Origin of the sequence: Roseivirga misakiensis (genome assembly GCF_001747105.1) — a bacterium.
GTDB classification, from domain to species: domain Bacteria; phylum Bacteroidota; class Bacteroidia; order Cytophagales; family Cyclobacteriaceae; genus Roseivirga; species Roseivirga misakiensis.
Genome location: NZ_MDGQ01000003.1, coordinates 64,485 through 81,618 on the forward strand (window position 1 = coordinate 64,485; position 17,134 = coordinate 81,618).

The following is a 17,134-nucleotide window of genomic DNA, read 5'->3' on the forward strand; positions in this document are numbered from 1 at the left end:
AGGAACTGATCATGAAGTTTTTAAGAAACATAACATTCGCTTTGGTTTTGATGATCTTTGGACAAGTTGGACTTGCCCAGCAACAGGTCATGTTTACACAATACATGTTTAATGGACTGGCAATTAACCCTGCCTATGCGGGTAGCCATGATAATATCACGGCTACCTTTTTAGCCCGTGAACAATGGGTGGGGCTCGAAGGAGCGCCAGCGAGTCAAACATTCAGTATTCACTCCCCGATTAATGCTAGTGGAAGTGCCAACCTTGGTGCCCTGCTAATCCATGATAAGATTGGGGTAACTGATCAAACCACAGCCTACTTGGCTTTTGCCTACAGAATTAGGTTTAGCGGATCGGCTAGGTTGGCCTTTGGCTTACAAGGTGGAATTAGTAACTATATCTCGAGATTTAGTAGAATTAGCAGTGTAGACCCTGTTTTTGCCAATGGTGATGTAAACATCAACAGACCTAATTTTGGTGCTGGACTATATTTTAACACTAACCGATTCTTTGCAGGTGTTTCAGTGCCTCAATTAGTAAGAAGTAAGTTAGATGTAAACAACAGCGATTCGGACTCCAGACTAGAAAGGCACTATTTCGGGTATGCAGGTTATGTTTTTGACATATCAAGTGACTTAAAATTCAAGCCTAATTTGTTAGTGAAGTATGTGGAAAATGCTCCTGTCGAGTTTGACGTGAATGCTAATTTCCTAATCAAGGATATTATCTGGGCGGGTTTATCATACCGTTCTTTCGATTCCTTTGATGCACTATTTCAGGTACAAATCACCAAACAGTTTCAGTTCGGCTATTCATATGATTTTGCCACTACCACTGATTTGAGACGAGTAAATGCCGGTTCTCATGAGATCATGCTTACCTACACATTTGTTTTCGGAAAGAAAAAAATTATTTCACCAAGATATTTTTAAGAAATGCATAATAGATACTTAAAATACATTTTGGTTCCCCTTTTGACGTTGGTTTCCTTCATGGCCTATGGCCAAAATAGGTCTCGCCTAGACGTAATGCGCGCCGGTAAATTGTTCGATAATTTTGAGTACGCGGCGGCGGCCAAGATTTACGAAAGATTAGTAGAAAGAGATTCGTCATTTAATTATGCCAAACTTCAGTTAGCAGAGTCTTACAGAAAAATGAATATGCCCGAGGAAGCACTACCCTTCTATGCAGAAGTAGTCTCGGATTCATCTGTGGCTAAACCTATTCATACCCTATATTATGCACAAGCTTTAATGAGTGCCGAGAGGTATGATCGCGCGCTGACAGCACTTTCAGATTTCTATGCGAGTCAAGGTGATGTTCGAGCAACGAACCTGACAAATGGCATAACAAATTTTGAAGGCTTCTATAGCGATTCTTCTTACTATAAAATCAACCTGTCAAAGTTCAATTCAGAAGCTGATGACTACAGCCCAACTTATTTCAGAGATGGGCTTGTTTTCTCATCGAATCGTAAAAAGTTCAGACTCGTCAAACGAACTCACGGATGGGACAATAAGAATTTCCATGAATTGTATTTCACAAATCCAGGCGTCGATTCTGTTGAAACAACTAAGCTATTCAACAAAAAACTGAATACACGTTACCACGAAGGCCCAATGGTTTTCTATGATGATGACGAAAAAGCGTTTTTTACCAGAAATAACTACAACGGAAAGCGAGTTGGTACGGCCAGCGATGAAACGATAAACCTACAACTTTACATGACCCAAAGAAGTGGTGTGAATTCTGAGTGGGACAAACCGATGTCGTTCAAATACAATAGCAAAGAATTTAGCACAGGTCATCCGACCATTTCAGAGGATGAAAAAACGCTCTATTTTGCGTCAAACCGACCTGGTGGCAATGGCGGTGTCGACATATATAAGTCTACTTTTGAAGATGGAGATTGGGGTGAACCCGTAAACCTTGGAAGCGAAATCAATACCCCTGGAGATGAGATGTTTCCACATGTTCATAAAGGTGTCCTCTACTTTTCATCCAATGGCCATTATGGAATGGGCGGGCTAGATGTTTATCAATACGATTTCAATGACACGGCCGCCGTTGTAAAAAACATGGGGTATCCGATTAATTCTCCAAAAGATGACTTTGGACTGATTTTATCCTCAAACGATACAACTGGCTATTTTACTTCTAACCGACCAGGTGGGGCTGGTAACGATGATATCTACCAAATCGAGGTGAACTTACCAAAACGACCTAAACAGGTTTTCCTGAAAGGTATTGTTGTTGATCAAAGATCAGGTAGACCCCTTGAAGATACTGAGGTCTTTTTATCGACGAGCGAAGGGGATAGCATTAGTTTCATTACAAACGCTGATGGAGGCTTTGAATATGAGTTAGCCTGGGATCAGAAGTACAATCTGACTGCGCTTAAGCCCGATTGGTCAGTTGGCCGAGATTCTGCATCCACCTTTGACGATATGCTTGATAAAGAATTTATCACTATTCCACTCCGAGAACTTCTTGTCGTAAAAGGAGATTTGGTAACCCCTGGTGGAAGGCCGGTGGATGATGCACTCGTGACCTTCACTGAAACTACTACAGGTGAAGTAGATAGTGTACGAACCAATGAAAATGGATTACTCTACTTTATAGCCCAACCTGGTGCTGAATATGATGTCTTCCTACAAAAGCCAGGATATTTCAACTTTAGAACTAAAGTTGCGACAGGAAATGATCCGGGTGGTGTCATTAAGTTCGATCTTGAGATGGATGAAATTATCATTGGAAAAGCAATACGTATTGAAAACATTTATTTTGATTTGAATAAATCAGACATTCGTCCAGATGCGGCGATAGAACTTGACAAAATAGTGGCCATGATGACAGATAACCCAACCGTTAAAATAGAATTGGGTTCGCATACGGATTCACGCGGTGGCGATCCTTATAACCTCGCCTTATCTGATCGCAGGGCACGCTCATCGGCTGCCTATATCGTGTCGAAAGGTATTGCGCAAGACAGGATTACGGGCAAAGGATATGGTGAAACACAGCTTACGAACCAATGTGAGGACGGTATCAGATGCCAACCAGAAGAACATCAAGCAAACAGGAGAACTGAATTTAAAGTAATTTCATTTTAGCCTAGCGCTTGATATAACGCTTTCCGTCCCACTCTAATTGAGTGGGACTAATTACTCTTACAAAGTCTTCGGCAAACCTTAATTCGCTAATGAGTCGATAGGTAAGTTCGGGTACATCAACTAAAAATTCGTTACTAGACTTACCCTTTACCCTGTATTCGTTGGTATAAATATGCCTAATTGAAATACTTCGCACCGGCATTTCCATTGAAGGAATCGCAATAATCTCAAAAGACGTTATACTTAAATTAGCTGGTTTTTTAACTGCAATTTCATTGTTGTTAAACCTTCGCTGACTTAATTCTTCGTCAAACCGCGGGTTGTTAGAATTAATTAGAACTTGATAGCTCAGACCTTTATGCCGGTCTAATGCTTTGTCCTTTTGAATGGGATTATCAATAGTAAAGTAAAGACTGTCAGAACTTGATCTGAAGCCCTCCTGAACTTTCATCTCTAGCAAAGGGTCTATAGGTTTTAAATCACTTTTAAGACTTAGAAAAGACGTTCCGTTAACTCGTTTCCACTCACCAACTGAAAGTGTATCGCAGCATTTATATGGGCTTATATGAGCCTCTTCGAAGGGTTTCAAGAGGAAATATCTATCCTTAGTTAACAAAAGCTGCTTATTGAATGATCCTTGCATCAAATATGTACCTTCTACGCTACCTTCAACCGTCTTACGGGCAGCACAACTATAGAGCCCAATGACGCCTAAAAGCTGCAATAAATATCCCTTCAACCGATTACGATGACTCATTTTAACCAATTCGCTAATCCAATATAGTAGCTATACCATTAACCTGACCGTCCACCCACAAAAAAGCCCTCATCCAATCAAGAATGAGGGCTTAATTAGGTAAACGGTTTATTAACGTTTAATTATAATTCTTTTTCTAGCAAACTTTCCTCCGTCCCTGACTAAAACTGTATGAGTCCCTGAAGGTAAACCCCTTACATCTATTCGAACTGAAGAAGTAGAAGACTTTAGTGTGTTCGTAGAGAAAACTCTGCCTGAACTACCTATGAGCTTAATAGTGGTACCCTTCTTGAATAGCTCTTCGAATTCCAAGGTTATAAAATCACTAGCTGGCACTGGATAGGCAATAAGGTTTACTTCATCCAATTCTTTCTCTAGGCTCGTAATTATCAAATCAAGACTTATCGAATTGGCAAAGCATCCATTGTCGTTTGTGGCCATCACAAAATAACTTCCAGACTCTTCGGCGTTATATGTATTTGACGTTTCATCCGCAATTTCAACTCCATCTTTAAACCACTGGTAGTTCAAACCAGCTATTTGTGGTACTGAAAGTACATTATCAGTATTTGTAATGATTGGTACCTCGACTGCTTCAAACACCGAAGCATTAACAGGAACTCTAAGTTCAGATTCTTCGTTTCCGAAGACTCCAGCAACATAGTATGTGGTAGACTCTGATAACGATACGGTTATTTCTGCTCCCTGATCAAAAGATTCACCACCAATGGGACTATTATACCAAAAGTAATTATCAGCGCCTGAAGCACTTAACGATAAAGACCCTTCACCACAACTACTGCCAGATACAACAGAAATGTTAGGATCAGCGACTAAAACAGATATTTCAATTGTTTTAGTGTCAACTCCATTATTATCAGTTCCACCATCATCTTTTACGATTACCGTAATTATACCATTTCCCTCCTGATCTACAGTAGTTTCAAAACTGAGCGACGCACTACGACCATCGCTATTCAAAACTACACTGGAACTAGCCACTACTCCCGAACTTGTCGTACTGATAAGAATATTTTGACCCGTATCCTCTCCGGCACTAAGTCCGGATAGGTTCAAACTGAGTACTCCTAAATTTTTAACTATTTGAACTTCGTCAACCGGATCAATAGTAGGTGATTCATTAACGTCTAAAACATCTATTTGGAAAGTCTCCTCATATGTTCCGCCATGATTATCCGTAACCATTATTTTAATGTTATAGGTATCCTTTAATTCATAATCAAAACTGGACTTCGCTAACAATTCATTATCTATAATCTCAAAAGAATCATTATCCACCTCTCCATCAACTAAAGAAAATGTATGCGTATCCACACCGTTTTCATCGGTCACACTTAACTCGCCAATAGTTACTGAAGCACCAATGTTTTCATATACCGCTCTGTTACTTACACTAATTTTTGAAGGAGCGACATTGGTAATATTAAGAGTTGCCGTAGCCTCACCTTCATAGTTAGGATCATCAATAACTACTTTGAGTTCATATGACCCAACTGTATTTGGGACTGCCAACTGTTCACTATAAGTCAAATCGAAGCTTAAACCTTCAGGTACTGTTGTAACTGTGACTGGCTTATCTTCTCCATCGTTTACAAACTCTAAAGTGCCAAAAGATATCGTTGCCGTAGCTTTATCAATTACAAAGTCGAATGAGTTGGTAACGCTCAGGCCTCTTTCATCGGTTGCTTTCAATACTATTGTAGCAGTGCCTGCCTGATTCACCATCAATTTTAGAAGACCAGTATTAGCGCCTAACTCTGTTGAAGAAATTATCATTTCATCAGATATTGAAACCAACTCATAAGTCAATTGATCGTCACTTTGTTCTTCATCATCAAAGTAATCATAGACGGACAACTCTATTGTCAATTCAGGAGCATATGTATCCGTAATATCAGACACCTCAGTAGCTATCGGAGAACTATTAGCAGTCAATATGACGAAGTCAGAAGTACTTACTCCTTTATAATTCCTTTCGTTTACAGTAACGATTACCTCGTAAGTCCCTGCATTTATTGGCAAGTCAGTTGAACCGTTGTATGTAATGTCAAACATTAAATCAGCAGGTTCAGTTGTCACTGATACGCTTTTACTTGTTCCATCCTCTTCGATACCCTCAGCATATACTACATTTATTGATGCTTCTGCTTGGTCAATAATAACCTTGAAAGTTGTTGATACTGAAAGCCCTTTTTCATCTGTAGCTTTGATACTTAACTCAGTTTCACCTGCATTTAAAACATCTAGTATCAATAGGCCATTTTCAGAATTTATTACTCGAGGATTAATGACCGTTGGGTCTGAATTCGCAGTTACTTCGTAGGTCAATTCGGAGTCCTCTTGTTCTGCATCTTTGAAGAATTCATATAAAGACAGTTCTTTAGTTAATTCAGTGGCGTATGTATCTAATATATCTGGAATTTCACTTGCTGTCGGTGCATTATTAGCTGTTAGCAAAACGAATTCTGAAGTATTAGTGCCTTTATAATTTCTTTCATTTATGGAAACTACTACTTCGTAGGTTCCAGCTTCCACAGGAAGTTCAGTTGAACCATTGTAAGTAATATTGAGGAGTAAGTCAGCTGGCTCTGTTGTCACAGTTACGCTTTTACCCGTTCCATCTTCTTCAATCCCCTCATCATAGGTTATTTTAATTGAAGCATCTGCTTGACTAATAACAACCTTGAAAGTTGTTGATACCGATAGACCTCCTTCATCTGTTGCCTTGATACTTAACTCCGTTTCACCTGCATTTAAAACATCAAGTATCAATAGGCCATCTTCCGAACTTATTGTTTGAGGATTGATAACCGTCGGATCTAAATTGGCTATCACTTCATATATCAATTCGGAGTCACTATTCTCAGCATCCTCGAAGTATTCAAACAAGGACAATTCTGCATTACTCTCCGGTAAGTAGACCTCTTCAACATCTGTAATTTCAGAAACAGTCGGCGCCGAATTAGGTGCCACTACGTTGATGATAATCTCTTCTTCAATAATACCATCTTTACCATCAGATATTCGGAGTGTGAATTTATGCTCACCAATGTCTGAGAGTTGAGGTGTACCCGTGATCTTTGGCATGGTGTAAGCGAGCCTCTTAATTTTGCCGAGCTCACCAATTAAGATATCTCCATTTTCCAATTCTACTATCGAAGTTATACGCCCTATAGAAGACTCCGTTGCCAAACCATAATCATCTCCATTATATCCATTTCCTGCAATTGTTGAAATTGTACCATCCTCCAAATCAACAAGGCGCAATGCGTAAAAGGATTGATCTGAAAAAGCGATTTTTCCAGAACTTAGCATTTTCGATTCAAATACATTACCAAACCGTGCAATATCAAACTTGCCATCTCTAAAACCATATTGGCCACCAGCGATAGTCTTAACTTGATCGTTTGCATATCTTTTAAGCTTAAAAGTTTGCGCATCCCAAATGAGTAGTGAATCAACACCTAATGCGATAACTGACTGAGCATTATTGAATCTCACCAATTCTTTTTGACCATCTACGTCTCCAAAACTTCCATACAAACCTGCAATTGTAGACAAGTTCTTGTCCATATCGATTTTACCAATAAGAAATAACTCACCAGTGTATAGATTACCTTCGCTATCAATAGCTAGTTCATAGACGTAAAATGGTTTGGCTATTTCCTGCGGACCTTCAACCCTTTCGAAATTTGAAAAACTGATCGGGCCAGAAGCGATCAAGGTGGTAACGATTCCATTGGTATCTATTTTACGAACTCCCGCATTACCTCTACTGCCAATAAAAAAGTTGTCCATTTTGTCAATGACCAATGCTCTTGGAAATGAAAATTGTGCCTCTTCTTTCGGCCCATCTTTAAACCCAATCATACCGGTACCAGCATATAACTCGAATGCCCCATCTGACATTAACTGATATATTGAATGTTTTATAAAATCTACGAAAAACACATCCCCTTTTGAGTTAATTGCAAAGTCAGTTGGGGCTATGTTTAGGACATTCACAAGTGAATCAGGCAGCTCAGCGCTATATATCGGATTAGAAAATTCTTGAATTATGCGCAAAGAGTCCCCTGATAACCAGCTAGGTAGCACTTCTGAAGAAAAGGAAAGCACATCTGTATCTACGTCAGTGGCCTCAAAATTAAGCTCAAAAGTCTCTCCAACCGTTACTTCATAATTCTGTTGACTAAGAAGTATTGGCGAATCATTTACAGGTTCTGCAAAAATTTGAATTGCACCTATTTTGAAAAGTTTTCCACCGACTTTCCTAAAACTGAAAGTCAATTTTTCATTAATGAAAGAATTAGCGTACAGATTCAAATTATCCAATCTTGCGTTCAATTCTGCCACCTTTCCGTTTAACAGCCAAGCTTCCTCTTCTTTACTAAAACTCAACAAGTCTGTTTGTGTACTCCCTAACTGATATTCAATTGATCCGTTTGATTCAATTATTAACTCTATTGTTTCTGTATCGCTTTCTTGAATTTCCACTTTTGGTATTGATACAAATTCATCTCTTTCGCCTACAAAAATTGTCGTATCCAATCCAGATACGCTTGGCCGATCATTCTCCAATACGTTAATAGTAAAATCTAAAGTACTTACTGCATCCTGTGCGTCTTGAACGACTACTTTGACTTGTGCCTCCCCTAAATCAGACGCTTTAGGCCTACCGGATAAGATCTCTTGATCAAGTTCAATTCTCCTGATCACATGATTATAGTTATCGGCAAAAATTAAACTACCATTATCCCAAAGTAAGTTGCCTTCGGTATTAATTTTTATTTGGTCATTAATACCAGACTGATAACCACCTTGCCCGCTCCTCCCGAGAACGGTTGAAACGTTATCGTTCTTGTCAATTTTTCGAATCACATAATTCCATCGGTCTATTACATAAATATTTCCATAAGGATCTTCTACTGCTCCAGCCGTAGTGGCAAACTGTGATTGATTTGAAGGGCCGTCATTATATCCATAGCTGCCAGATCCGTAGCGAGTAATATACGTTCCTGAACTACTAAATCGATTGATAACTGAACTCGAAGAGACGAGCAAATCCCCATTGTTGGTGACATCTATCATGGAAATATTAACACTACCAGTTAGAGAACTTATATCTAGCGATTCCACCGCTAAAGTTTCTAATGTAATGAACCTAATTTGCCAGTATCTGCCTAGAATCAACGTTTTCTCGTCATTAGAGAGTGCCATTGAAATTGGTGCATAGTTTAGGCCTAAACCTAAACCAATATCACTTAAGCTTAATTCAGAATTTGGTCCTATAAGTGTAGTGACTTGACCATCTTTTATCAAACGAATAGCTTCGTTATTCAAATCAGTTACTAACAAGCTTCCATCTTTCAAACTAACAACTCTAGAAGGTCTATCAAACCTAGCACTGGCAACAGGACCATCAACGAATCCGCTCCTGCCATCACCTGCCACAAGACTAACTTCTCCAGATTTGTCTAACCTTAAAACACTATGAGTATTTAAGGATACGAAAACAAAGGTATTGCTTGTATCGTGTGCCATATGAAACGGAGTATCAAATTGTGCCTCATCACCTTTACCTAACTTAAATCCAGATTTACCTGGGGTACCGGCCAAAAGTTCATCTTGAGCCTTAATCTGATTGTAGTTAAGCCAATCTGGTTTCTCTGAAAAGGAAAGGCTAACGTCAGGGCCATCTTCAATATCAAAAGCATTAAAAAGGATAGACAGACTATCTCCAACGAATGCAGTAGTATCACTTAGATTTAGAATCTCTGGAACATCATTGACAGAGGTGACAGTGAGGCCAATTGATCCATTGGTCTGTAGAGTTCCATTAAACCTTTTAAAGGAAAAATCTACTTGTCCACTTTGATCATTATTTAATCCCGGCTCAAATGATAAAGAGGTAAGAATTTCATTCAGCTTTGTAGCATTTCCAGTGAGTCTATAAACACCTGATTTCAAAGAATCTGATAAATCTAGAACAGTGGAGGTAAGTCCACCCAAACTTTCAGTGCTCGGTGCCATGAACACTTCAAAAAGCTCATCTTGATCTCCAGTAGTTATAGAAATCGCATTCAAGACAAACGGTGAATCATCTTCAATGTATTGAAAACTTTGCGGTAACCCAATAACCTCTGGTCTATCCGGCGCTAAAATCTCGATTGGTACTTCATAGATATTTGGTGTAGATAAGCCATCGCTCACGCTGAAATTGAGGATTTGATTTCCTTCAGCACCATCAGGTGGTGTTCCAATTAACTTATAATTAATATTATAGGTCAAGAGACGTATGTCAAGTCCGCTATTGTCGGCAATAAGTATCTTACCAGGTTCAGGCGAGTAAATATCAGTTATAGAAAACCAATTCATTTCGTCATTCTTTCCATCAACACGTGCATAGGGAAATGTCGAAAAGAAAGTTCTTAATAATTCGCTCTCTTTATTATGAGCCCGAATACCAGAGGACTCTGTAGAGATAGCGTTCTCAAAGAGATCGATATAAATCGCTCCGGAACTATATCTTGGCCCATTTGTAATCGGAATAGTCGAAACTTGCCCGTTCACAATTTTTCTAACAGCTCCGGATTGGGTTACGTATATAGCACCATTCTTATCAACAAAAACACCATAATTACTTTGAAAAGCACTATTGAGAGCATCTCCATCCGTCTGACCATATCCACCAGTTCCAGCAATTGTAGTCACCTCATTAGTAGCAAAATTGAACTTCTTTACTTTTCGACTACCAAGATCAAGGATGATGAGGTTTCCGTCGTTATCTATAGTAAAATCCGAAATTGTATTAAACCGAGCGTCTGAACCCGATCCATCTTGATCTCCATTATACCCTAAAGCTGAACCTGCGATTAATGAAACCTCACCGTTTGAATATTGGAGAATATTCCAAGGGGTACTGAAGATAAGGTCATTATTTCTGAAGCTTAGACGTTTGATCTGTTGCGCATAGAAGTCTGTTATTTGATCATGGTCAATGATTGTGACTACAGAATCACCCTCAATCTTTCGAATTTTCCTGTCTTCGGCGAAATATACCTCACCATCTTGGTTTGAGGTGACAGAGTTAATACGATAAGTAGTTGCTTCTTCGATTTTACCGTCAACAGATGCAATTGTCCCCCCTGATGGGTCTAAATCTGCAATAGTCGACATTTCAAAATCATAACTACTTGTCAATGATAACCAAGGCGGAAGATTCTCGCTTATAAGATTTACAGGGTTACCATCGATATCCATGATATCTAAATCTATGGAGATGGGTAAATCCACCATCGCATTGATCTTGCCTTGATTAAAAATAGGCTGGTCATTGATCGGATTAATTTTGATATTAAATGAACCTGTCCTGGTGAATTGCCCTCCACTTCTCTTTCCTTCTACACTTACCTTTACTAGGCCGTTGAAATCTTGGGCAGGGTAGAACTCAAGCTGAGAAATGACAGTGTTCAAATGATCTTGCGAACCTGTTATTTCCCAAACTCCTGATGTTTCACTAAAAGAAGCGTCAGAATTTTCACTGACTTGTATCTTGCCAGACTTTGCATCAGACAATATTAGCTTTAGTTCGACTGGATCGGTTTCAACTTCTGAGACAATCAGTGTATTAATATCTATCTTAACATCATCTTCATTACCTGAAAAAGTATTGTTCAACCCATCAAAAACAGGCATGCCGTTGGATTGAACCTCGATTGAAAAACTGTAATTCGAGGTTAGATTACCATCCGTTAAAGAAAATTCTAAATTACTTTGTCCTATATCGGAAGCGGTAGGAACACCAGAAAAATAGTCTCGCCTTAGATCTATTTTACGAAGCACATTGTTTGATTGATCAAGGACTATCAAGTCACCGTTTGATAAAGTGACAATACCTTCAATGTACTTAAATCTATTATCAGCCCCTGTCCCTTGAGCAAAACCAGTGGATGTGTTACCAGCCAATGTAGTGAGTTGTCCATTTCCATCAATTCTTCTAAGTGCTGTAGGTTCACCAATATAAACATTCCCAAAACCATCAGTCTCCAACGATCTTATCTCCGCAAATGACCCGGCTTCCTTATCACCGTCTTCGATACGCCTAAAGCTGCTACCAGCAAATAACTCAACTTTCATCGTTTGAAAGTTGGCTTTATATACTTTGGAGAGTGTTGCGATTAAAAGGTTCCCTTCTGCGTCGAACTCGATATCAACCATATTGTCTATTCTTATGTCCGAAAAGGAACCTATTGGAGTCGCAGGATTGTTGCGGGACCCAATAGGCGTAGTGACGTTTCCATCTTTATCGATTTTGCGAATACAATAATTATCGCTATCCGCGATAAAGATATTTCCGTCCTTATCTACTGCAACATCTTGTAACCTCCTAAACCTAGAAGTCTCTAAGTCACCATCAGCAAAATCTCCAAAGGTCTTATCCAAAATGACCTCAAGTTGACCTTCACGTGTTATTTTAGTAAGCCTTCTTCTTCCAATATCAGTGATATATAAATTATCGTGAATATCAATATCTAGACTATAGGCAAGTATAAAATCATCTTTCCCTGATCCTCCAGCTATGGTTGTAACTGTACCACTCTCATCTACTTTACGAACTGCATTCCCATCTAAAAAATATAAATTCGATTTCGAGTCTATTTCAACATCGTAACCATTCCTTATACGTGCCTCATCAGAGTTTCCATCCACGTAGTCATATACCTCTGGTTTACCAACAAATACGGAAGAGGAATTCTCAGATAAATTATAGGCTAACCAATCCGGTTTTGTAGACAGGTCCATTCGATAAGCAATATTATCAACATCATCTACCTGTACATCGAAAGAGTATTCAAACTCAGTAAAAGTCTTCTCTTTTGGATCGTTGATCAAACTTGGTGCATCATTTATGGGGGTTACTTCTAATTTGATTATACCTTCATTTGGAATAGCTCCTCCACTTAGGATAACCCTAGATAAAATCTCAGAATTAACATCAAGATTATCCGTAGGTTGGAAACTAACAGCGGTGAGTGCTGAATTGACTTTCTCCATTGTTCCACTGATAAACCAACGACCTGTTGACTGGTTGTATACTTCTCCATTTCCAGAATCGGATGTGAGTATGCCATGTTCTGGTGTTGATAGCATTAATGATGCCTCTACAACATCTTCATCTGTTAGGCCTGAAATAATGATATCAGTAAGTTCAACCAATTCATCTTCTACATAAGATATCAATTGCGTTAGGTTCGTAGCCTCGACTTTATCTGATGCTTTAACAGTAAGATCAAAAGATTGGGTTGTATTCGATCCATACAAATCTGTTGCCTTAATCTCTACTTCAAAAACTTTCCCTTCATCATTCACATCAGCTATACCCCGCAGGGCCTTAACAGTCTCAAAAAATGTTTTCACTGTACCTCCACCCATATCGGTCGAGTATAACTTATCGTTGGCATAAACAAGTTTATAATGCAGATTTGGCAAGTAATCAATTGCATCAATTCCATGTTTAAAAGGCCTGTTATTTAAGCCAGCAAAAGGTTTTAATACACTCTGCTTCAAGTCTAACAAGTATATTTTACTATCACTTTCATTTGAAATAAAGGCCGTAGTATCGTTTAAAAAATCTACGGACTGAGATCTAAAACTCGGGTCCTCTAAAATCAACTTTTGAACTGAACCATCCTCTACCAGATATACATTGTTTGATCCCTTGTCGGAAAGGATAAGTTGATCATTAGAGTTTATGGCAAAATGAACTGGTTGAGATATATCGAAACCTGGTGTATTTCCATCTACATAATTGCTAACCACACCTTCCTTACTTATCATTCTGATAGCTTTTGGATTAGCTTGGAGTACGAACACATTTCCCTCGCTATCGATTTGGATATCTATTGGTGAGGAGAGTGACGCAGACTCAACAGGTCCGTTGTCGTTTCCAGCTGATGCAATTATAGACGAAACCTCCCCTGAACTCGATACCTTGGCCAATCTTGAAGAACCGAAATCCACAACATAGAGATCCCCGTCAGGACCAAGAGCAATACCTTCCAAACTTCTGAATTTTGCGTCCTGAGGACCTCCATCTGCAAAACCGTAACCATTACCAGAAAAACGGGTGAGGACACCCTCTTTGGACAGTTTGTAGATTTTGTTACTCCCGCGATCAGATATGTAAGCAATTCCTTCAGAATCAAAGACGATATCGGTTGGTTGAGATAGCCTTGCACTTCTTCTGCTTCCAGGTTCGTCCCCTATTCCTCCAACCCCAATTAGATTTCCTACTACCCAGGTACTATCGCCGTTCAAGAATGAGGGTGATTTTATAACCTCTAACTGATAGGCATCGTCAGAGGGTAGAGTTGGCGAATATTGATATTCAATTCCTGAATATGCGTTAAGTGTGGGAGTAGACTGAATTGTAGGTGGAAGAAATGGTTCATAAACCTCTATATTTAGGTTTATTGTTACGTTACACTGACCATCTGAGAGTCTAAAAGAGAACCACTTTTTTCCAGCTTTAACTGAACCGGTGTTAAAAGTTACATCAATAACTTGACTCGTCTGGTCGATAGAAAAGTCGAAATCATCTAAGTCAATAAAATCACCCATTGTAGAGCCGAGATTACCAGTGCTTATAGGAGTAATAGTGAGCTCTTGACTTTCATTCGGCCCTGCACTTAATTGAGTTAATTGAAACTTAAACTCATCGTTTGTTGAAAAAATATAATCGCTTTGTGAAGTTGCACTAGGGCAATCGTTAATACCCTGTACTTCAAAACTCACTGTCAATTCAGTATCCGAATTTAGTTCACCATCGGTAGCTCTGATCTTAAAACCATCAATTTCTCCAAAAGCATCTGCTGCAGGAGTCCAATTGTAACTTTGATTAACGACCAAAGTATCACCAACTTTGGCTGGAGCATTATTTGTCTCGAAGTTACCAGAGAGGTCACCAGAGACTATCTCAGTAATCAAATATTTAACCTCATCACCGTCTTGGTCAGTGGCCTGGATCTTTGACCAGAAATTATCATTACTAAAATAGAATGTTCGATCTTCACTTAAACCAGTAATCAAATTAACATCTGAAAGGACTGGTTTAAAATCATTAACAGCGTTGACAGTAACTCTTCCTAGACCTCCTTCATTAATATTCAAACCATCCTCAATCCTCAATTCAACATCAAAAACACCAAATGCATTTTCCTCAGGAAAAACAGTAACATCATAAAAAGTAGTATCCCCATCAGTTTTTGTTTTCTCAACGACAATATTTTCGTCATTTATCAAGCTTTCAGCAGCAGGAGAGCTTGCTTTAATCTTTATCAAGTCATTCTCAGCATTAAATAATTTGAACGAAAGCTTACCAGTTTCATCTTCATTAATACTGATTCGATCAATAATTGGATAATAAACGGGCCTTTCATTACTTGTTGTTCCAAACCAACTTTCGCTATCTCCTGAACCTTTAGCTACGACGCTGTATTCTCCAGACATTAATAAAGGGAGGTCAATATCATTAAAGGGTAATGCTACATTTGTAACGAAAGTGGTATCCAAAATATCATTTAAGTCATATTTAAGAACCCTTAGGCTTGTTGTGCTATTATCTAGGTTAGAAAAAGATAATCGAACTTCTGAAGTATAATCATCCCCCGAAAACTTTCTCTCTAACCTTACCTTTGGGGGCAATAACAAATCAATTGAAGGGGGGGCTATCAAAAAGTTTGAGAAATCAACCTTACCATAGCTAATAAAATCATCATAATGCCAAATGGTGTTTTCAATTTCTTCCAATGAATTTAAACCATCGAAATAATTTGACCGAGCATTGACGTCTTTGGAGCTTGTATTTGAAATTGCGCTGTAAAGGGTGTTAAAAAAACTATTATTTGAAATGTTTGTACCGGCATGATCCGTTATAGAAATAGCGTCATAATTATTCTCGAAGTGCGAATTGGAAATGGAATTCAAACCAGCCACATTATAACCGTCTCTTCCGGTAATTAAAACGCCATAAGACTGAGGAGTACGTACATAACAGTCAGACATATTCAATCTACCTACAAAAATAAGAGCTCCAATTCCAGCTGAAGAGGAATTACCATACTCTCCTGTTCTGAGGTTTCTATTGTTGGAGAAAAATATTGATTTTGTTGTTTCTACATAAGCTGAAGGCAAATAAATTGAAGTGTTGATAAACTTGGAATCGTCGATCGACACTGGACCATTTTTAGGATTTCCACTTCCTTCGATTAATTTAGAATCAATTAGGTCTGCCTTGTTAAATGACAGGTTCGCACCACAACAACCGATTACAAATTCAGATTGTTCGAATTTAGATCCATCTATTGTAATGCCATCGTTATATGAACCACTGTATATTACCGAAGATTTGCCATAAGAATTCTTTATCTCAATCGGTTCACCTCTTAAATTCCCATAGACTGTGGAGCTGAAAAGTTTTACATTATCCAATAGCAATTTCCCGTTGGCCTGATAACCATCAGTCGCCAAATAATTACCTAAAAAACTCGAATTAGAAATAGTCAAAACTCCACTTGATTTGACACCAGCCTGATTTCCCTCAGACTCCTTACTTACACGGGCAAATAAAGTTCGAGTATTATACGATTCCGCTAACGACTTAACGTTCAGAAAACTTAAAGTTGTATTTGATAAATTAGTCTCTTGAAAGCTTAAAAAAAATTTCGTTTCTGACGCTTGACTTGGATAAGAATCCTCGAATTTAATAGAATCCTGCTCAGTCCCAACTGCATAAATTGCACCTTTAACAAGTATATAGTAGTTCCCAGATCTTTTAACCGTTACACCTGGTTCTATTGTTAATTTCTGTCCCGTACCTATTCCTACATCACCTTGAAGTATATATGGAGAATTAGCCTTAGTCCAAGTGGTATTAGCGTTTATATTGCCGCTTACATTTGTTTGAGCTATAACATTTAGTGAAACAAATAGCCCAATTAAATTTAATAAGATTCTTTTCATTAGTGTGTTCGAGTCTGTCTTAAATATAGCAGACTTCTGAGTAACTAGAGCTATAGTTTATTGAGTTTTAAGACCGCCCATACTAGAACGATATGATTATTTCCACCCACACCAGAATATATTCAATAGACAATTATTAAAAATAAGAGATATCCCTGAAGACATTACATACAAAAAGCCCTCATCCAATCAAGAATGAGGGCCTTTGAAGCTATTAAAATTG

General features: G+C 38.5%; 4 protein-coding genes. 2 read left to right on the forward strand and 2 right to left on the reverse strand.

Going from position 1 to position 17,134, the window contains the following annotated elements; translation table 11 throughout:
* Nucleotides 1–11: 11 nt before the first annotated feature.
* Both BFP71_RS00580 and BFP71_RS00585 read left to right on the forward strand, forming a co-directional pair.
* Nucleotides 12–932, forward strand: coding sequence for a PorP/SprF family type IX secretion system membrane protein (locus BFP71_RS00580; RefSeq protein ID WP_069833517.1), 921 nt, complete (start codon nucleotides 12–14; stop codon nucleotides 930–932).
* A gap of 96 nt (nucleotides 933–1,028) precedes the next feature.
* The gene (locus tag BFP71_RS00585) at nucleotides 1,029–3,113 is read left to right on the forward strand and encodes an OmpA family protein (protein ID WP_176723292.1); all 2,085 of its coding nucleotides are present in this window, start codon (nucleotides 1,029–1,031) and stop codon (nucleotides 3,111–3,113) included.
* A gap of 1 nt (nucleotide 3,114) precedes the next feature.
* Here the strand turns inward: BFP71_RS00585 and BFP71_RS00590 are convergent, their stop codons facing one another.
* Together BFP71_RS00590 and BFP71_RS00595 are read right to left on the reverse strand one after the other, a co-directional pair.
* Entirely contained in the window at nucleotides 3,115–3,870 is a 756-nt protein-coding gene (locus tag BFP71_RS00590; RefSeq protein ID WP_069833519.1) for a hypothetical protein, read from the reverse strand.
* Nucleotides 3,871–3,981: 111 nt separating this feature from the next.
* Complete coding sequence (locus BFP71_RS00595; protein ID WP_069833520.1) at nucleotides 3,982–16,911, reverse strand: MBG domain-containing protein; 12,930 nt, start codon at nucleotides 16,909–16,911, stop codon at nucleotides 3,982–3,984.
* Nucleotides 16,912–17,134: the final 223 nt, after the last annotated feature.

Excerpts from the sequence above, each read along its gene's own strand:
- BFP71_RS00580 (WP_069833517.1), top strand. The coding sequence starts at position 12 with ATGAAGTTTTTAAGAAACATAACATTCGCTTTGGTTTTGATGATCTTT.
- BFP71_RS00585 (WP_176723292.1), top strand. The coding sequence starts at position 1,029 with ATGCGCGCCGGTAAATTGTTCGATAATTTTGAGTACGCGGCGGCGGCC.
- BFP71_RS00590 (WP_069833519.1), bottom strand. The coding sequence starts at position 3,870 with ATGAGTCATCGTAATCGGTTGAAGGGATATTTATTGCAGCTTTTAGGC.
- BFP71_RS00595 (WP_069833520.1), bottom strand. The coding sequence starts at position 16,911 with ATGAAAAGAATCTTATTAAATTTAATTGGGCTATTTGTTTCACTAAAT.